Here is a 17,930-nt window from a genome sequence, read left to right as displayed (position 1 = left end):
GCAGGGGACGTCCCGGGGAGGACGCACGCCGCCAGCGTAGCCGGGACCGGAGGCGGACGGTCAGGGCGTCCACGACACGGACGCGGATGGCGGGGCGGAGCGCCGCCGATGGAGTGAGCCTCCGGCACCGGGACCGGCCGCCGTCGCGCCCGGCGGCGGTCCGGCGACGGCCCCGCGGCGCCCCGGCGACCGCTCCGCGACGGCCCCGCGACCGCCGTGATGGCGGTGTGCGGGGTGAGGGGCGGGCCACCGTGGCGTGGCGGAAGTGCAACAGTTGCCCACCGACCATTAGCGGGAGGTCGGCAACGGACGGTAGTGTTCGGCATTGCCGAACGACGTCAGCGTCACCGAGGTCGGCAGTCGAAGGGGACGGAGGCAGTACGTCGATGGCACGGAACATCCAGTCGCTCGAACGGGCGGCCGCGATGCTGCGCCTGCTCGCGGGCGGCGAGCGGCGGCTCGGCCTGTCGGACATCGCCTCGTCGCTGGGACTGGCCAAAGGCACCGCCCACGGCATCCTGCGCACCCTCCAGCAGGAGGGCTTCGTGGAGCAGGACGACGCCTCCGGGCGCTACCAGCTCGGCGCGGAGCTGCTGCGCCTGGGCACGACCTACCTCGACGTGCACGAGCTGCGGGCGCGCGCCCTGGTGTGGACGGACGACCTGGCGCGCTCCAGCGGCGAGAGCGTCCACCTGGGCGTCCTGCACCAGCAGGGCGTCCTGATCGTGCACCACGTCTTCCGGCCGGACGACAGCCGGCAGGTCCTGGAGATCGGGGCCATGCAGCCCCTGCACTGCACGGCGCTGGGCAAGGTGCTGTCGGCGTACGACCCGGTCGCGCACAGCGAGGCGCTGGAGGCCGACCGCAAGGCGTTCACGGACCGGACCGTCTGCGAACCGGACGCCTTCGAGAGCATCCTGGACATCACCCGCGCGCGCGGGTACGCGGCCGACGTCGAGGAGACCTGGGAGGGTGTGGCCTCCATCGCCGCGCCCATCCACGACCGCAGGCGCATGCCGGTCGGCGCGGTCGGCATCACCGGGGCCGTGGAGCGGCTGTGCCGGGACGGTGAGCTGCGGCCCGAGCTGGTCGCGGCGGTGCGCGACTGCGCCCGCGCGGTGTCGCGGGACCTGGGCGCCGGGCGCTTCTAGGGCCTTTCGGCCGCGGACACGAGGATCAGGACCGGGGCGCCGGACGGCGCCCCGGTCCTTTCGCGCGCCCTGGGACGCCCCCCGTCCGCCCGGCTTCCGGGACCGATAACCCGCGACGATCAATAACGATCGTGCTTTCGATTACAGAGCTCTTGACGCATGTGTGAGGGCGAAGCGAGACTCGCGTCCATCGGTCGGCATTGTCGAACACCTACCGGCAATACGCGTTAGAGTGTGACAACGCCAAGGGCCGCCATCGCTCTCACACCGAGGGCGCCGGAACACCCGGAGGGACCCGGGGTTCGGCTTCCCCTGGACGAAGGACAAAGGAGTCGCGGGTGTCCAGCTCCGACATCTTCATCGGCGAGACCATCGGTACCGCCATACTCATCCTGCTCGGCGGCGGTGTCTGCGCCGCCGTGACGCTCAAGGCCTCCAAGGCCCGCAACGCCGGCTGGCTCGCCATCACCTTCGGGTGGGGTTTCGCCGTCATGACGGCGGCGTACATCTCGGGTCCGCTCTCCGGTGCCCACCTCAACCCGGCCGTCACCGTCGGCATCGCGATCAAGGACGGTGACTGGAGCAACACCCCGACCTACTTCGCCGGCCAGCTCCTCGGCGCCATGATCGGCGCGGTGCTGGTCTGGCTCGCCTACTACGGCCAGTTCCAGGCGCACCTCACCGACCGGGAGATCGTCGGCGGTCCGGGCGCGCAGGACACCACGGCCAAGGCCGTCGAGGCCCAGGAGAAGGCCGCCGGCCCCGTCCTCGGCGTCTTCTCCACCGGCCCGGAGATCCGGCACACGGTCCAGAACCTCGCCACCGAGATCATCGGCACCTTCGTCCTGCTGCTCGCCATCCTCACCCAGGGCCTCAACGACGAGGGCAACGGCCTCGGTGTCCTGGGCGCCCTGGTCACCGCGTTCGTGGTGGTCTCGATCGGCCTCTCCCTCGGCGGCCCGACGGGCTACGCGATCAACCCGGTCCGCGACCTCGGCCCGCGCATCGTGCACGCCCTGCTGCCCCTGCCGAACAAGGGCGGCTCCGACTGGTCCTACGCCTGGATACCGGTCGTCGGCCCGCTGATCGGCGGTGCGATCGCCGGAGGTGTCTACAACGTCGCGTTCGCCTGAGCGGACCTCCGCTCGGCCATCATCGAGCCGCAGTACACGCGCCGTACGCACCGGCCACCACACCACGGAACCCAGGAGCACACAGTGACCGACGCTCACACCGCAGGCCCCTTCATCGCCGCGATCGACCAGGGCACCACCTCCTCGCGCTGCATCGTCTTCGACCGCGACGGACGCATCGTCTCCGTCGACCAGAAGGAGCACGAGCAGATTTTCCCCAAGCCCGGCTGGGTCGAGCACGACGCCACCGAGATCTGGACCAACGTCCAGGAGGTCGTCGCCGGGGCGGTCGAGAAGGCCGGCATCACCCGTGACGACATCAAGGCCATCGGCATCACCAACCAGCGCGAGACCACGCTGGTCTGGGACAAGAACACCGGCGAGCCCGTCCACAACGCCATCGTCTGGCAGGACACCCGCACCGACGCCCTCTGCCGGGAACTCGGACGCAACGTCGGCCAGGACCGCTTCCGCCGCGAGACCGGCCTGCCCCTCGCCTCCTACTTCGCCGGCCCCAAGGCCCGCTGGCTGCTCGACAACGTGGACGGCCTGCGCGAGCGCGCCGACGCGGGCGACCTGCTCTTCGGCACCATGGACACCTGGGTCATCTGGAACCTGACCGGCGGGGTGAACGGCGGCAAGCACGTCACCGACGTCACCAACGCCTCGCGCACCATGCTGATGAACCTGCACACCATGCAGTGGGACGAGAAGATCGCCGAGTCGATCGGCGTGCCCACGCAGATGCTCCCCGAGATCCGCTCCTCCGCCGAGGTGTACGGCGAGATCACGGGCGGCCGGCTCGGCGAGCTGCTCGGCGGCATCCCGGTCGCCTCCGCACTCGGCGACCAGCAGGCGGCCCTGTTCGGGCAGACCTGCTTCTCCGAGGGCGAGACCAAGTCGACGTACGGCACCGGCACCTTCATGGTGATGAACACCGGTGACAAGCTCATCAACTCCTACTCGGGCCTGCTCACCACCGTCGGCTACAAGATCGGCGACCAGGACACGGTCTACGCCCTGGAGGGCTCGATCGCCGTCACCGGTTCGCTGGTGCAGTGGATGCGCGACCAGATGGGCCTGATCTCCACCGCCGCCGAGATCGAGACCCTGGCGATGCAGGTCGAGGACAACGGCGGCGCCTACTTCGTGCCGGCCTTCTCCGGCCTGTTCGCCCCGTACTGGCGCTCCGACGCCCGCGGTGTGATCGCCGGCCTCACCCGGTACGTCACCAAGGCGCACCTCGCGCGCGCCGTCCTGGAGGCCACCGCCTGGCAGACCCGTGAGATCGCGGACGCCATGACGAAGGACTCCGGGGTGGAGCTGACCGCCCTCAAGGTCGACGGCGGCATGACCTCCAACAACCTGCTGATGCAGACCCTCGCCGACTTCGTGGACGCCCCCGTGGTGCGCCCGATGGTCGCCGAGACCACCTGCCTCGGCGCCGCCTACGCCGCCGGCCTGGCCGTCGGCTTCTGGAACAGCACCGACGACCTGCGCGCCAACTGGCGGCGGGCCGCCGAGTGGACCCCCCGCATGGACGCGGAGACCCGCGACCGTGAGTACAAGAGCTGGCTCAAGGCCGTCGAGCGGACCATGGGCTGGATCGCCGACGAAGACTGACTAGGAGCAAGACCGCAATGACCACTCAGCCCGCCCTGCAGTCCGTGCCTGCCCTGGGGACGCACTCGGCCTCCGGCTCCAACCCGAGCCGGGCCGAGACCCGGGAGCAGCTCTCCAAGGCGTCGTACGACCTTCTCGTGATCGGCGGCGGCATCCTCGGCATCTCCACCGCCTGGCACGCCGCGCAGTCCGGCCTCAGGGTGGCCGTGGTCGACGCCGGCGACTTCGCCGGCGCCACCTCCTCAGCCTCCTCCAAGCTGCTCCACGGCGGACTGCGCTACCTGCAGACCGGCGCGGTGAAGCTGGTGGCGGAGAACCACTTCGAGCGCCGTGCGGTCTCCCGCCAGGTGGCCCCCCACCTGGCGAACCCGCTCACCTTCTACCTCCCCGTGTACAAGGGCGGGCCGCACGGCGCGGCGAAGCTCGGGGCCGGCGTCTTCGCGTACTCGGCGCTGTCCGCCTTCGGGGACGGCGTCGGCCACCTGCTCTCCCCGGCCAAGGCCGCGCAGGACGTGCCGGAGCTGCGCACCGACAACCTCAAGGCCGTGGCCGTGTACGGCGACGACCAGATGAACGACGCCCGCATGGCCCTGATGACCGTCCGCGCGGCGGTCGAGTCCGGCGCGGTCGTCCTCAACCACGCCGAGGTGACCGGCCTGCGGTTCACCCGGGGCCGGGTGACCGGTGCCGAGCTGAAGGACCGGATGACCGGGGACGAGTTCGGGGTGAACGCCCGCCTCGTGCTCAACGCGACCGGCCCCTGGGTCGACCACCTGCGCCGGATGGAGGACCCGGCCGCGGCCCCGTCCATCCGCCTGTCCAAGGGCGCGCACCTGGTGCTCAAGCGCACCGCGCCCTGGAAGGCCGCGCTGGCGACCCCGATCGACAAGTACCGGATCACCTTCGCCCTCCCCTGGGAGGACATGCTGCTGCTCGGCACGACCGACGAGGAGTTCGAGGGCGACCCGGGTGACGTCTCGGTCAACGACAAGGACATAGCCCAGATCCTCGACGAGGCCGCGTTCTCCATCCGCGACCAGCAGCTCGACCGGGACCTGATCACGTACTCGTTCGCGGGTCTGCGGGTGCTGCCGGGCGGTCCCGGTGACACCGCGAAGGCGAAGCGCGAGACGGTCGTCACCGAGGGCCGCGGCGGCATGCTGTCCGTCGCCGGCGGCAAGTGGACCACCTTCCGCCACATCGGCCGTACGGTCATGAAGAAGCTGGAGGCGCTGCCGGGCCACCCCCTCGGCGACGACTTCGAGCCGATCGCCTCGCTGCCGAAGAAGCTGCCGCTGCCCGGCGTCGCCAACCCGCGCGCCGTCGCGCACCGGCTGCTGGTGGACAACCCGGCGCCCGGTCCGCGGATGGCGGCGGACACCGCCAGGCACCTGGCCACGCACTACGGCTCGCTGGCCTTCGACATCGCCCGGCTCGCCAACGAGAACCCGGAGCTGGCCGCCCGCGTCCACCCGGACGCCCCGGAGATCTGGGCCCAGGTCGTCTGGGCGCGCGACAACGAGTGGGCCCAGACTCCGGAGGACGTGCTGCGCCGCCGGACGACGCTGACCATCCGCGGCCTGGCCACGGACGAGGTCCGCGCGAAGGTACAGGACCTGCTCGACGGGAAGTGAGACCCCGCGTCCGCCGCCCACCGCCACCCCGGCCGGTGGGCGGCGGACGGCGGGCCCCGGGACCGCCATAATGTCCTGAGACATCGGATGTCTGAGCGGCATCCCGGACCCAGGGAGGTCGGCCGTGGCGGTCACCGACGAGGCGATCGAGAAGATCAAGGACATGATCGTCTCGGGCGCGCTGCGACCGGGCGACCGGCTGCCCAGGGAGAGCGAGCTCGCCGCCGGCCTCGGCCTGTCCCGCAACTCCCTGCGCGAGGCCGTGCGCGCGCTCTCCCTGATCCGCATCCTGGACGTGCGCCAGGGCGACGGCACCTACGTCACCAGCCTGGATCCGCAACTCCTGCTGGAGGCCCTCAGCTTCGTCGTCGACTTCCACCGCGACGACACGGTGCTGGAGTTCCTCGCCGTGCGCCGCATGCTGGAGCCGGCCGCGACCGCGCTGGCGGCCTCCCGGATCAGTGAGCGGGAGCTGGACGCCCTCGGCGCCCGGCTGGACGCCCTGGGCACCGAACCGTCGGTGGAGGAACTGGTCGCCTGCGACCTCGAGTTCCACCGGAGCATCGTCGGAGCGTCGGGCAACTCGGTCCTGTGCTCCCTCCTCGACGGCCTGTCCGGTCCCACCACGCGGGCCCGGGTCTGGCGCGGGCTCACCCAGGAGGACGCGGTCGGCCGCACCCTGCACGAGCACCGCGCGATCCTCGCCGCGCTGCGCGACCGGGACGCGGAGGCGGCGCGTTCGTGGGCGACGGTGCACATCGCGTCCGTGGAGCAGTGGCTGCGCGCCAGTCTCTGACCGTCCCGGCCGGTGGTGCGGCGGCGCGGCGGGTGTCCGGGCGCCGGGAACGGGGCAGTGATCCGTTCACCACCCCGCGCAAGGGGGCTGCGGAGGGCCCCTCGGCACGCCGTAAGGTTGTGGGGTACACGAGGGCACGTCGGAAGGAGGCGCTGGGTGATCGAGCTCGAGGGGGTTCCCGAGCTGGTCGACCCGGTCATGGTGGCCGCGTTCGAGGGCTGGAACGACGCAGGTGACGCCGCCTCCACCGCGGTCGCGCATCTCGACCGGGAGTGGAAGGGCGAGGTGTTCGCGGCGCTGGACGCCGAGGACTACTACGACTTCCAGGTCAACCGGCCCACGGTGTTCATGGAGGACGGCGTCCGCAAGATCACCTGGCCGACGACCCGGCTCTCGGTGGTCCGCGTCGGCGGCGACAAACCGCGCGACCTCGTCCTGGTCCGCGGGATCGAACCGTCCATGCGCTGGCGCTCGTTCTGCAACGAACTGCTCGGCTTCGCCCATGAGCTGGGCGTCGAGCTGGTGGTCGTCCTGGGCGCCCTGCTGGGCGACACCCCGCACACGCGTCCGGTTCCGATCAGCGGGACCACGTCGGACGCCGACCTGGCCCGGCGCATGGACCTGGAGGAGACCAAGTACGAGGGGCCCACGGGCATCGTCGGCATCCTCCAGGAGGCCTGCACCCACGCGGGCGTGCCGGCCGTGTCCCTGTGGGCCGCGGTGCCGCACTACGTGTCGCAGCCGCCCAACCCGAAGGCCACGCTGGCCCTGCTGAACCGGCTGGAGGACCTGATCGGCGTGCGCGTGCCGCTGGGCGAGCTGCCCGAGGACGCGCGTGCCTGGCAGACGGGCGTGGACCAGCTCGCCGCCGAGGACAGCGAGGTCGCCGAGTACGTCCAGTCGCTGGAGGAGGCCCGGGACACCGCGGAGCTGCCGGAGGCGTCGGGTGAGGCGATCGCCCGCGAGTTCGAGCGGTACCTGCGGCGCCGGGACGGCTCCGGACCGGGCGGCCACGCCACGGCGGACGGCGGCGACGGCACGCCCCAGACACCGTTCCTCCGGGACAACCCGAGCGGGCGGGCCCGTCCGCCGAGACCGCCGAAGACGAGCGGCGACGACGAGGAGTCCTCGGAGGACTGAGTCGACGCGCAGACACACGGCAGGGGGCGCTTCCCGCGGGAAGCGCCCCCTGCCGTATGCGGGGCGGGCCCTACAGGGCGACGCCGAGCAGCGCGTCGACGGCCCGGGAGACGACACCGGGTGCCCCGATGTCCGTGCCGCCGCTCTCCTGCTGGAGCGCGGCCCAGCGGTCGACGGCCTCCAGCGCGGCCGGGGAGTCCAGGTCGTCGGCGAGAGCCGCGCGGATCTCCTCGACGAGGGCGTCGGCGGGCGGGCCGTCGGGCCGGGAGACGGCGGCGCGCCAGCGCTCCAGGCGGTCCACGGCGTCGGGGAGCACCTGGTCGGTCCACTCCCAGTCCGAGCGGTAGTGGTGGGCGAGGAGCGTCAGCCGGATCGCGGCCGGGTCGACGCCCTCGTGCCGCAGCTTCGACACGAAGACCAGGTTGCCCTTGGACTTCGACATCTTCTCGCCGTCGAGCGCGACCATGCCGGCGTGGACGTACGCCTTGGCCATCGGGAACTCGCCGGTGAGCGCCTGGGCGTGCGAGGCGCCCATCTCGTGGTGCGGGAAGGCGAGGTCGGAGCCGCCGCCCTGGACGTCGAAGCCCATGCCGAGGTGGTCGAGGGCGATGGCCACGCACTCGATGTGCCAGCCGGGCCGTCCGCGGCCGAGCGAGGCGCCGTCCCAGCTGGGCTCGCCCTCGCGGGCGGCCATCCACAGCATCGGGTCGAGCGGGTTCTTCTTGCCCGGCCGGTCCGGGTCGCCGCCCCGCTCGGCGGAGAGCAGCCGCATGGCGGCCGCGTCCAGGTGGGAGACCCCGCCGAAGTGCGGGTCCGCCTCGACGGAGAAGTAGGTGTCGCCCTCCAGCTCGTAGGCGGCCCCGAGGTCCCGCAGCCGCTCGACGAGCGGGACGATGCCGGGTATGGCCTCCACGGCGCCTATGTAGTGCCGCGGCGGCAGCATCCGCAGCGCCGTCATGTCCTCGCGGAAGAGGGCGGTCTCCTGCTCGGCGAGGGCGGTCCAGTCGACGCCGTCGCGCACGGCACGCTCCAGGAGCGGGTCGTCGACGTCGGTGACGTTCTGGACGTAGTGAACCTGCCGCTTGTTGTCGAGCCACACGCGCTGCACGAGGTCGAACGCGTTGTAGGTCGCCGCGTGTCCCATGTGGGTGGCGTCGTACGGCGTGATGCCGCAGACGTAGAGGCGGGCGACGGGACCGGGGTCGAGGGTGACCGGGCCGCCGGTCGCGGTGTCGTGGATCCTCAGGTCGCGACCCTGACCAGGCAGGGCGGGGACCTCGGAAGCGGGCCAGGCATGCATGTCATGAGCGTAACCGGACTGATGTTGCCTGCACGAACCGGACCGGTCCGGACGGCCGGTAAGGCGCTCTTGCGCGACGCGCGCCGGTGTGCGACCCCGGGGAGGACTAGACCGGCGGCCAGGGGATGGCCGGCCACTCCCCGCCGGGCTCGGGGTGGCGTCCGGAGGCCAGCAGGGCGGCGACCCGCGCGCGCGTGGCGTCCAGCTCGGCGGGGGTGATCAGCGCGGCGAGCCGGCCGGCCAGGGTGCCGCCGTCCTTCAGCGCCTCGCGGAGGGTGTCCAGGACCGTCAGGGCCTCTCCGGTGAGCGGGTCGCCCGCCCAGCCCCACAGGAGGGTGCGCAGCTTGTCCTCGGCGTGGAAGGTGACCCCGTGGTCGATGCCGTACAGCCGTTCGCCGGCCGCGGGCAGCAGGTGGCCGCCCTTGCGGTCGGCGTTGTTGAGTACGGCGTCCAGGACGGCGAGCCGACGCAGGCGTGCGTCGTCGGCGTGCACCAGCAGTGCGGTGCGGCCCTCGTCGACCTCGGCGAGGCCGACGGCCTTCCAGCCGGGGCCGGGCTCCTCGGCATCCACCAGGGCGAGCAGCTCCGTCCCCGGCACGGCCTCGATCCACAGCTGGACCATGCCCTCCCCGTACGGCCCCTCGCGCAGCACGGTGGGGGGTACGAGGCCCCAGCCGGTCGCCTCGGCGACCTCGTAGGCGGCGACCTCGCGCTGGGCGAGGGTGCCGTCGGGGAAGTCCCACAGGGGCCGCTCGCCGGCCACCGGCTTGTAGATGCAGGCCGCCTCGCGCCCCTCGTGCGTCACCGTGCAGTACAGGGCCGCGTTGGAGGCGTCACGGATGCGTCCGCGCACGGTCAGCTCGCCGCGGGCGAGCAGCTCGGCGGCCGCGGTGTCGGCGGTCACGCTCCGCGGCGGTATCCGTTCTGGCGCGGACATACGTGTCCTTCCGGGTCGAGCGGGAGGCTGCACAGCGGGCACGGCGGCCGCCCGGCGTTGACGACGTCGAGGGCGCGCTTGGCGAAGGCCCTGGCCTGCGCGCCGGTGAGGCGGACCCGGAGCATCGGCGGGCCGTTCTCCTCGTCCTGGAGGAGCCGTTCCTCGGCCTCCGCCAGGTCCTCCTCGGACTCGGCGTCCAGCTCGACGAGGGCCTGCGCCTCGACGATCATGCGCTGGTCCTCGCCGTCCCAGGCGAGCGCCATGGTGCCGACCCGGAACTCCTCCTCCACCGGAGTGTCCAGCGGGGCGGTGTCGGCGGGTTCCGTGGGCGCCACGGCGGGGACGGCGGTGCTGCCGCCGCTGCGCCGCACGACCTCGTCGAGGAGTTCGTCCATGCGCTCGGCGAGAGCGGCGACCTGGGTCTTCTCCAGGGCCACGCTGGTCACCCGGGAGCCCGCGGTGGCCTGGAGGAAGAACGTACGGCGCCCGGGCAGCCCGACCGTGCCGGCCACGAAACGTTCCGGTTGGTCGTAGAGGAACACCTGACGGGACACGTCCTGTCTCCATGAGAAGTCGTAAGAAGCGGAATGACCGAGTCGGTCACTGCTGCGATCGCCTCACCCTACTGCGGCCGACGATCACGGTGCGCCCGCACCACCACCGACCGTGGCCTCGTCGCCCGGCGGCTCCTGCCGCGGGGCCAGGGAGGCGAAGTCGCCGGTGTCGCCGAGGCGCACCAGGAACGGGCGCAGCCGGGTGTAGCGGATCGCGGTGACGGAGCAGGGTTCGACGGAGATCCGCTGGAAGAGGTCGAGATGCAGGCCGAGTGCCTCGGCGACGAGGGACTTGATGATGTCGCCGTGGGAGCACATGAGGTAGACGGCGTCGGGGCCGTGGTCGCGCTCCACGCGCGCGTTCCACTCGCGCACCGCCTCGGCGGCGCGGGTCTGCATCGCGCGCATGGACTCGCCGCCGGGGAACGCGGCGGCGGAGGGGTGCGCCTGCACCACCTCCATCAGGGGCTCGTCGTTCAGCTCGGCGAGTTTGCGGCCGGACCAGTCGCCGTAGTGGCACTCCCCGATCCGCTCGTCGGTGTGCGCCCGCAGTCCGGGCCGGGCGTCGAGCAGGGGCCGGACCGTCTCCTGGCAGCGCTGGAGCGGGCTGGCGACGATCTCGGAGAGCGGCAGGGCGGCGAGCCGCTCGGGCAGGGCGGCGGCCTGTGCGGCGCCGCGTTCGTCGAGGGCGACGCCGGGCGTCCAGCCGGCGAGGAGCCCCTCGGTGTTGGCGGTGGAACGTCCGTGCCTAACCAGGATCAGCGTGGGCATGCGGCCAGGGTAGGCGTACGGCGCGGCACGAGGGCGCCGGGGCGAAGGGAGAATGCGTTCGGTGATCGTCGACTGTGCCATCTACCGGGACGGACACCGCGCGGACGGGCCCGAGGACTTCTCCGACGCGGTCGGCGAGGCGCGCGCCGCGGGCGGCTTCGTCTGGATCGGGCTGCACGAACCGACGGAGGAGGAGTTCGACCTGGTCACCCAGGAGTTCGGGCTGCATCCGCTGGCGGTGGAGGACGCCTTGAAGGCGCATCAGCGGCCCAAGCTGGAGGTGTACGAGGACTCGCTCTTCGCCGTCCTGAAGCCGGTGGTGTACGACGCGGCGAGCGACGCCGTGTCCACCGGTGAACTCATGCTCTTCATGGGCGACGCCTTCGTGGTCGTCGTCCGGCACGGCGAGGGCGCCCCGCTGAAGGCCGTGCGGCAGCGTCTGGAGCAGGAGCCGGAGCTGCTCGGGAAGGGCCCCACCGCGGTCCTGTACGCGGTGGCGGACGCCGCCGTCGACCACTACCTGGACGTGGCCGTCGAGCTGCAGAACGACCTGGAGGAGCTGGAGGCCGAGGTCTTCTCCCCGGACGGCGGCGGCTCGCGCCACACCGCGTCCCGGATCTACAACTTCAAGCGGCAGATCCTGGAGTTCCGGCGGGCGACCGGTCCGCTGGCACCGCCCCTGGCCCGGCTGTCCGGGACGGGCGCGGCCGGCGCCGGGGTGCCGTTCGTGAACGAGAGGGCACGGCCGTTCTTCCGGGACGTGAGCGACCACCTCACGCGGGTGAACGAGTCGGTGGAGGGCCTGGACCGGCTGGTCTCGGACATCCTGTCGGCGCACCTGGCGCAGACGAGCGTCCGGCAGAACGACGACATGCGGAAGATCTCCGCGTGGGCGGCCATGGCGGCGGTCCCGACGATGGTCGCGGGGGTGTACGGCATGAACTTCGAGCACATGCCGGAGCTGCGCTGGGAGTGGGGCTATCCGGCGGTGATCGTGGTGATGGCCGTTCTGGAGGTGCTGCTCTACCGGACGTTCAAGAGCCGGGGCTGGCTGTAGCGCGGAGGGCGGCTCCGGCCCGTCAGGCCGGCTCCGGGGCCACGGTCCCCGGCCCGCCGAGCGCGTCGCGGCGAGCGGGTGTGCGCAGCGTCACCATGCGGCGCCAGCCGGCCAGCCGCTCGTACGCGTACACGGCGTGGATGCCCGCCGCGAGCATCGCGGACCGGGGGCGCGACCACCCGAGGAGGTGCCCCATGCGGGCCATCACGGCGAGGCTGACGTCCCGGTGGACGCGGATCTCCGCGAGGGCGCACTCGCGGAGCGTCCGCTGGATGTACCGGCCGTGTCCGGCGGCCGCGTAGCGCAGCAGTTCCTCGTGGGAGTAGGCGAGGTGGTTGTCCTCGTCGGCCGAGATCATCCGGACGGCGCGGCCCAGCTCCGGGTGGTCCCCGAAGTACTTGAGGAGCATCGCCATCTGCTCGGCCGCGCGCTGCTCGGTGACCCTGCTGTGCGCGAGGTAGGTGATGATGTCCCGCACCGTGAGCTGCTGGTCGGCCTTGAGCTTCTCGTGGGCGAGGCCGATGCCGTGCCGCTCCAGGAGCATGGTGTAGTCGGTCGCGGGAGGCACTTCGACGGGATCCAGTCCGCGCTTCTTCAGCAGGGCGCCGAAGATGCGGCCGTGCTTGTCCTCGTCGGCGCCGTGCCGGGTGATCTTGGGGGCGAGGGCGCGCTCGCTCTCCGGCACCAGGGCGGCGATGCGCGCGTTCTCCCAGCCGCCCTGCGACTCACCGCTGGCCGCGATCGAGCAGAAGAGACGGAACGACTCGTCGTTGTCGAGGATCTCCTGGAACAGACTCCTGGCCGAAAGCATCGTTGGCCCCTCTCCTGCCTCTGCCGCGGTTCCGCGTGCTCCGCAGAGCACGAGTCAAGTGCGGGTGGCGGGGCGCGGCAACAGGTGCGGCGGACAACTGCGCCGAACGAGGGAGGGCCGGGGACGGGAGAAGGCGTAACCACACGGGCGCGGGCGCGTTGATCCCCGTGACGGCCGTGGCGGGGAAGACCCCCGAGCCCCCACCACGGCCGCAGAATCCACGGCAGGCCCCGGCCCCTCTCCGGTGCACCGGATCGAGGGCGGGGCCGTACGGCTACTGGGCCAGCCCGGCGCGGTCCAGGGCCTCCGTACCGGCGCGGAGCGAGGCGATCCGCTCGTCCAGGGTGAAGCCCGCGGGCGCGAGGGTCAGCGTGGTGACGCCGGCGGCGGCGTAGGCCTTCATCCGGTCCGCGATGCGGTCGACGGAGCCGAGCAGGGTCGTCCGGTCGATCAGGTCGTGCGGTACGGCCGCGGCGGCCCCCTGCTTGTCGCCGGCCAGGTACTTGTCCTGGATCTCGGCGGCCTCCCGCTCGTAGCCCATGCGCTGGGCGAGCTGGTTGTAGAAGTTCTGCTTGCGGCTGCCCATGCCGCCGACGTACAGCGCGGTGTAGGGGCGGAAGGTGTCGGCGAGTGCGGCGACGTCCTTGTCCTCGCCGAGGGCGAGCGGCACGGTCGGGCAGACGTCGAAGCCGTCGAGGGTCTTCCCCGCCTTCTCACGGCCGGCGCGCAGGTGCCGGATCGCGGTGTCCTCCAGGTGTTCGGCGGACGGGAAGATCAACAGGGCGCCGTCGGCGATCTCGCCGGTCTGCTCCAGGTTCTTCGGGCCGATGGCGGCGATGTACAGCGGGATGTGCTCGCGCTGCGGGTGCACGGTCAGCTTGATCGGCTTGCCCGGGCCGCCCGGCAGCGGCAGCGTCCAGTGCTGCCCCTCGTACGACAGGCGCTCGCGGGTCATCGCCTTGCGCACGATCTCCACGTACTCGCGGGTGCGGGCGAGCGGCTTGTCGAACTTGACGCCGTACCAGCCCTCGGAGACCTGAGGGCCGGAGACGCCGAGGCCGAGGCGGAAGCGCCCCTGGGAGAGGGAGTCCAGGGTGGCGGCCGTCATCGCGGTCATCGCGGGCTGGCGGGCCGGGATCTGGAAGATGGCCGAGCCGACGTCGATGCGCTCGGTCTGGGCGGCGACCCAGGTGAGCACGGTGGCCGCGTCGGAGCCGTAGGCCTCGGCGGCCCAGCAGACGGCGTAGCCGAGCCGGTCGGCCTCCTGGGCGACGGCCAGGTTGTCCGCGTCCATTCCGGCACCCCAGTAGCCGAGGTTGATCCCGAGCTGCATGGCCGATTCCCCTTACCGATCAGTAACGTTGTGTGCGCCCCGACCATAGCGCGGTAATTCGGTTGTCCACAGGCCCCCACAGCGCAAGCCGTGGCCAGTAATGTCGCCGTTCATGGAGCAGAGGCATCTCGGCCGCACGGGCCTGCGCGTGTCCCGTATCGGTCTCGGCACCCTGACCTGGGGCCGGGACACCGACGAGCACGACGCGGCCGACCTCTTGAAGACCTTCTGGGAGGCGGGCGGGACCCTCGTCGACACGGCGGACGTGTACGGCGACGGGGAGGCGGAGTACCTGCTCGGCCGGTTGATGGAGGGCCTCGTGCCGCGCCGGGACCTGGTGATCTCCACCAAGGCGGGCAGCGTCCCGGACCCCGACCGCCGCTTCGACGGTTCGCGTGCGCATCTGCTCTCGGCGCTGGACTCCTCGCTGGCCCGTCTCGGCACGGACCACGTCGACGTGTGGCATCTGCACGCCTTCGATCCGGACACCCCGCTGGAGGAGACGCTGCACGCCCTCGACGTGGCGGTGAGCAGCGGCCGGGCCCGGTACGCGGGCGTCTCGAACTTCTGCGGCTGGCAGCTGGCCAAGGCGGCGACCTGGCAGTTGGCGGCGCCGGGCGTGCGCAACCGGCTGGCGAGCACGCAGATGGAGTACTCGCTGCTCCAGCGGGGCATCGAGCGCGAGGTGCTGCCGGCCGCCCTGGACCTGGGCATAGGCCTGCTGCCCTCCTCCCCGCTGGGACGCGGGGTCCTCACCGGCAAGTACCGCAAGGACGCCATGCCGCCGGACTCGCGGGGTGCCTCGGACCACCTGGCCCCGTTCGTCGCGCCCTACCTCGACGAGGCGGCCGGGCACATCGTGGACGCGGTGGCGACGGCGGCGGACGGGCTCGCGGTGACGCCGCTCCAGGTGGCACTGGCGTGGGTCCGGGACCGGCCCGGCGTGGTCGCCCCGATCGTCGGCGCGCGCAACGCGCGGCAGCTCACGGCGGCGCTGTCAGTGGAGACCCTTAGTCTTCCTGACGAGATCTGCCGGGCGCTGGACGACGTGTCGGCGCCGGTGCACCGCTATCCCGATCACGACTGGAGCACGCTGTGAGCACGGAGCCCGAGGCCGCCTCTGAGGACACCGCGGAAGCCGCGGAAGCCGGGCCGGGGGCCCAGGGCACCGCGCCCGGGGCGGCCGCCGGACCGTCGGAAGGCGACGGCGCCGGGCCGGCAGCCGCGGGTGGCGGCGGCTCGGACGACCCGGTCACCGGGACGGACGCGAGCGACGGGGACTCGGGAGATCCGGGCCGCGCGGCGGAGGCCGGGACGACCGGCCCGGCGGCCGACGGTCCCGGCGGCGAGGGGACCGGGGAGCCGGGCGGTGCGGATGCCGGCGGTGCCGGTGGCGCGGATCGGCTCTCCGAGGCCGAGGCCGAGCTGGCCGCGCAGCGCCTGGAGCGGGAGCGGATCGAGCGGCGCAAGGCCGAACGGCAGGGGACGATCGCCGCCGGGGGCAAGCTCAGCGGCACGGCGGCCGACCTGCTGGCCGCCGTGCGCGCCGTCGAGAGCGGCGAGAAGCCGACGGCCACGGTCTTCGACGATCCCTCCCCCGCCCCGCGCCGGGCCGCCCAGGAGCCGGTGCGGCGACCGCATCCGGCGCCGGCCGAGCCCGCCGGCCCCGCGGGGCCCGCACCGGAAGCCGTCGAGGCCGTCCGGCGCGTCCTGACCGAGGGCGGCGCCCCCGAGGCGCTCGCGCCGCAGACCGCCGCGCTCCTCGGCGAGGCGGCGGAGGAGGCGCTGCGCGCGGACCCCTGGCAGTTGCTGAGGGTCGGCGGGGTCCGGCCCGAGCAGGCCGACGGGTTCGCCCGGGCGCTGCTCGGCGCGGAGTGCCGCCCGGACGACGAGCGGCGCGGCCGTGCGGTCACCGTGTGGCTGCTGGAGCAGGCGGCGCTGGCCGGGCACACGGCCCTGGAGCTGCCGCGGCTCACCGCGACCCTGGCCCAGCGGGGTGTGCCGGACCCCGACGCCGCCGTGCAGAGCACGCTGGCCGAGGGTGAGGCGCTCGCCTTCCAGGACGCCCTGGAGCAGGCCGGCACCCACCCCCAGCCCGCCCCGGGCGGGACGGCTGGGACGGACGAGGCGGACGAGGCGGACGGGACCGATGAGGGTGAGGGCCCCCCGGTCCGGGTCCTGATCGGTCTGGAGCGCTACGCCCTCGCCGAGGAGAGTCTGGCCGACGGTCTGGCCCGGCTGGTCAACTCGACCCCGAAGCAGGACGGTTCGGCGGCCGACTGGGAGCGGGCCGCCGCCGGCGCGCCGGGTTCCGCGGCCGAGCTGGTCCGAGCCGTCGCGGACCACGGGCTGGTCCTGCACACCGGCGGGGAGGCGTCCCTGGCCGAACCGGCCGCGCTGCTGCACGCGGCGCACACCCTGGGCCTGCGTGCCTGGGCCGCCGCGCACGGGCCGCTGGGGCGCGACCGCTTCGCCGCCCTGGCGGCCCACCGGGCGGCCGGGCCGCACTCCGAGGACCCGACCGCGCCCGTCTCCACCGCACCGGACCCTGCCGCCTCCGACGGCTCCGTCCCGGCCGGTCCGGGCGCGGCCGAGCGGGCCGTCGTCACCGTGAGCGGGCTGCTCACCGGGGCGGAGGGGCCGGGACGGGACGCGGACGGCGCGCTGGACCTCGACCTGCTCGTCGTGCTCGACGCGCCGCAGCTCGACGTCGAGGCGGGCGCCCTGCTGGCGGAGTCGCTGCCGGACGGTGCCCGGCTGGTGCTGTCGGGTGACCCGGCGGTGCTGTGGTCGGCGGGGCCCGGGCGGGTCTTCGCGGACCTGCTGGCGGCGCAGATCTGCCCTCGTATCGCCTCGCGGCGCCCGGACCCCGGCCCGCTCGGCGAGTTGGTCTCCGGCATCGGGATCGGCGAGCTGGGCCAGGTGGAGTCGCCCGGGAAGGAGGTCGTGATCGTGCCGGTGCGCGACGCCGGCGAGGCCGTCCACCGCACCGTCCAGCTCGTGGCCGACTCGGTGCCGCGCGCGCTCGGCGTTCCCGCCGAGGAGACCCAGGTGATCACGCCGGGCCACGGCGGCGCGGCGGGCACACGGGCGCTCAACGCGGCACTGAAGCAGCGGCTGAACCCGGGGCCCGGCCGCTTCGGCGGCTTCGACCCCGGTGACCGCGTCGCCTACTCCCCCGCGCCCGGCCGTGTGCTGCCGGGCCGGGTGGTGCGGGCGGACACCGAAGGCCTGCACCTGACCTGCGCCGACGAGGCCGTCGTCGTGCCGAAGGAGCGGGTGGAGCAGACCGTACGCCACGGATGGGCGCTGACCGCTCACCAGGCGGTGGGCGGCCGGTGGCCGGCGGTGGTCGTGGTGCTGCCCGGGGACGCCGCGCAGGCCCTCAGTCGTCCCTGGGTGTACACGGCGTTCGGCCGGGCCGCGCGTCATCTGTCCGTGGTGCACGGCGTGGAGCAGGCGCTGCCGCGGGCCGTCGCCGAGGTTCCCGCGAAGCCGCGCACGACCCGGCTGCCGGTGCTGCTCGCGCCGCAGGTCCCGGTGGCCGACTGAGCGTCCGGCCGGGCGCCCGGCCGGCTCCGGCATGAGCGACGGCGGGGGGGGGGGGGGGGGGTCAGAGGCGGAGCGACATCGACCCACCTTCCTTGCCTCGCTGCGTCGTCGGCTTGAACCTCACATCCAACATCCGCA

General features: G+C 73.2%; 15 protein-coding genes. 9 read left to right on the top strand and 6 right to left on the bottom strand.

Annotation, left to right across the window (positions count from 1 at the left end):
• Window positions 1-386 precede the first annotated feature (386 nt).
• The 6 genes from AC07FV_RS22090 (at window position 387) to parJ (ending at window position 7,477) form a co-directional block, all read left to right on the top strand.
• Window positions 387-1,151 carry an IclR family transcriptional regulator gene (locus AC07FV_RS22090; protein WP_356605955.1) on the top strand — a complete coding sequence of 255 codons (765 nt, stop codon included), beginning with the start codon at window positions 387-389 and terminating at the stop codon, window positions 1,149-1,151.
• Window positions 1,152-1,489: 338 nt separating this feature from the next.
• Entirely contained in the window at window positions 1,490-2,284 is a 795-nt protein-coding gene (locus AC07FV_RS22085; RefSeq protein ID WP_479089050.1) for an MIP/aquaporin family protein, read from the top strand.
• Window positions 2,285-2,368: 84 nt separating this feature from the next.
• Window positions 2,369-3,907, top strand: a complete 1,539-nt coding sequence (glpK, locus tag AC07FV_RS22080; RefSeq protein WP_479089049.1) for a glycerol kinase GlpK — start codon at window positions 2,369-2,371, stop codon at window positions 3,905-3,907.
• Window positions 3,908-3,924: 17 nt separating this feature from the next.
• Window positions 3,925-5,541 (top strand): glycerol-3-phosphate dehydrogenase/oxidase, encoded by a 1,617-nt coding sequence (locus AC07FV_RS22075; RefSeq protein ID WP_479089048.1) that lies wholly within the window; start codon window positions 3,925-3,927, stop codon window positions 5,539-5,541.
• A gap of 124 nt (window positions 5,542-5,665) precedes the next feature.
• Window positions 5,666-6,337 (top strand): FadR/GntR family transcriptional regulator, encoded by a 672-nt coding sequence (locus AC07FV_RS22070; protein WP_479089047.1) that lies wholly within the window; start codon window positions 5,666-5,668, stop codon window positions 6,335-6,337.
• A 156-nt stretch (window positions 6,338-6,493) separates the two neighbouring features.
• Window positions 6,494-7,477, top strand: a complete 984-nt coding sequence (gene parJ / locus AC07FV_RS22065; RefSeq protein WP_479089046.1) for a filament polymerization regulator ParJ — start codon at window positions 6,494-6,496, stop codon at window positions 7,475-7,477.
• 70 nt (window positions 7,478-7,547) lie between these two features.
• Here parJ and mshC read toward each other — a convergent pair whose 3' ends face one another.
• From mshC to AC07FV_RS22045, 4 genes are all read right to left on the bottom strand, one after another.
• Entirely contained in the window at window positions 7,548-8,777 is a 1,230-nt protein-coding gene (gene mshC, locus AC07FV_RS22060) for a cysteine--1-D-myo-inosityl 2-amino-2-deoxy-alpha-D-glucopyranoside ligase (protein ID WP_479089045.1), read from the bottom strand.
• Between the two features lie 106 nt (window positions 8,778-8,883).
• Window positions 8,884-9,714 carry an SCO1664 family protein gene (locus tag AC07FV_RS22055; protein WP_479089044.1) on the bottom strand — a complete coding sequence of 277 codons (831 nt, stop codon included), beginning with the start codon at window positions 9,712-9,714 and terminating at the stop codon, window positions 8,884-8,886.
• Window positions 9,678-10,268, bottom strand: coding sequence for a DUF3090 domain-containing protein (locus AC07FV_RS22050; protein WP_053128347.1), 591 nt, complete (start codon window positions 10,266-10,268; stop codon window positions 9,678-9,680). The genes AC07FV_RS22055 and AC07FV_RS22050 overlap by 37 nt, the downstream gene beginning before the upstream one ends.
• An 84-nt stretch (window positions 10,269-10,352) precedes the next feature.
• On the bottom strand, window positions 10,353-11,039 hold the full coding sequence (locus AC07FV_RS22045; protein WP_479089043.1) for a histidine phosphatase family protein: 687 nt from the start codon (window positions 11,037-11,039) through the stop codon (window positions 10,353-10,355).
• Between the two features lie 61 nt (window positions 11,040-11,100).
• Between AC07FV_RS22045 and corA the strand changes: the two genes are divergently transcribed.
• Window positions 11,101-12,096 carry a magnesium/cobalt transporter CorA gene (corA, locus tag AC07FV_RS22040; RefSeq protein WP_479089042.1) on the top strand — a complete coding sequence of 332 codons (996 nt, stop codon included), beginning with the start codon at window positions 11,101-11,103 and terminating at the stop codon, window positions 12,094-12,096.
• A gap of 22 nt (window positions 12,097-12,118) precedes the next feature.
• Here corA and AC07FV_RS22035 read toward each other — a convergent pair whose 3' ends face one another.
• Both AC07FV_RS22035 and AC07FV_RS22030 read right to left on the bottom strand, forming a co-directional pair.
• Complete coding sequence (locus AC07FV_RS22035; RefSeq protein WP_479089041.1) at window positions 12,119-12,907, bottom strand: ferritin-like domain-containing protein; 789 nt, start codon at window positions 12,905-12,907, stop codon at window positions 12,119-12,121.
• A 274-nt stretch (window positions 12,908-13,181) separates the two neighbouring features.
• The gene (locus AC07FV_RS22030; protein ID WP_479089040.1) at window positions 13,182-14,240 is read right to left on the bottom strand and encodes an LLM class F420-dependent oxidoreductase; all 1,059 of its coding nucleotides are present in this window, start codon (window positions 14,238-14,240) and stop codon (window positions 13,182-13,184) included.
• A 112-nt stretch (window positions 14,241-14,352) separates the two neighbouring features.
• Between AC07FV_RS22030 and AC07FV_RS22025 the strand changes: the two genes are divergently transcribed.
• Entirely contained in the window at window positions 14,353-15,339 is a 987-nt protein-coding gene (locus AC07FV_RS22025; protein WP_479089039.1) for an aldo/keto reductase, read from the top strand.
• Window positions 15,336-17,792, top strand: coding sequence for a helix-hairpin-helix domain-containing protein (locus tag AC07FV_RS22020; RefSeq protein WP_479089038.1), 2,457 nt, complete (start codon window positions 15,336-15,338; stop codon window positions 17,790-17,792). Before AC07FV_RS22025 ends, AC07FV_RS22020 begins: the two co-directional genes overlap by 4 nt.
• The last annotated feature ends 138 nt before the right edge of the window (window positions 17,793-17,930 follow it).

The organism is Streptomyces sp. NPDC045956 (genome assembly GCF_056430705.1).
Note: the sequence above shows the minus strand (reverse complement) of the source record. Positions and strands in the feature narration are given on the sequence as shown.

Bases quoted from the DNA above. Each gene is read 5' to 3' on its own strand.
- AC07FV_RS22075 (WP_479089048.1), top strand. From the start codon at position 3,925: ATGACCACTCAGCCCGCCCTGCAGTCCGTGCCTGCCCTGGGGACGCAC.
- AC07FV_RS22030 (WP_479089040.1), bottom strand. From the start codon at position 14,240: ATGCAGCTCGGGATCAACCTCGGCTACTGGGGTGCCGGAATGGACGCG.
- AC07FV_RS22090 (WP_356605955.1), top strand. From the start codon at position 387: ATGGCACGGAACATCCAGTCGCTCGAACGGGCGGCCGCGATGCTGCGC.
- mshC (WP_479089045.1), bottom strand. From the start codon at position 8,777: ATGCATGCCTGGCCCGCTTCCGAGGTCCCCGCCCTGCCTGGTCAGGGT.
- AC07FV_RS22025 (WP_479089039.1), top strand. From the start codon at position 14,353: ATGGAGCAGAGGCATCTCGGCCGCACGGGCCTGCGCGTGTCCCGTATC.
- AC07FV_RS22055 (WP_479089044.1), bottom strand. From the start codon at position 9,714: ATGTCCGCGCCAGAACGGATACCGCCGCGGAGCGTGACCGCCGACACC.
- AC07FV_RS22045 (WP_479089043.1), bottom strand. From the start codon at position 11,039: ATGCCCACGCTGATCCTGGTTAGGCACGGACGTTCCACCGCCAACACC.
- AC07FV_RS22035 (WP_479089041.1), bottom strand. From the start codon at position 12,907: ATGCTTTCGGCCAGGAGTCTGTTCCAGGAGATCCTCGACAACGACGAG.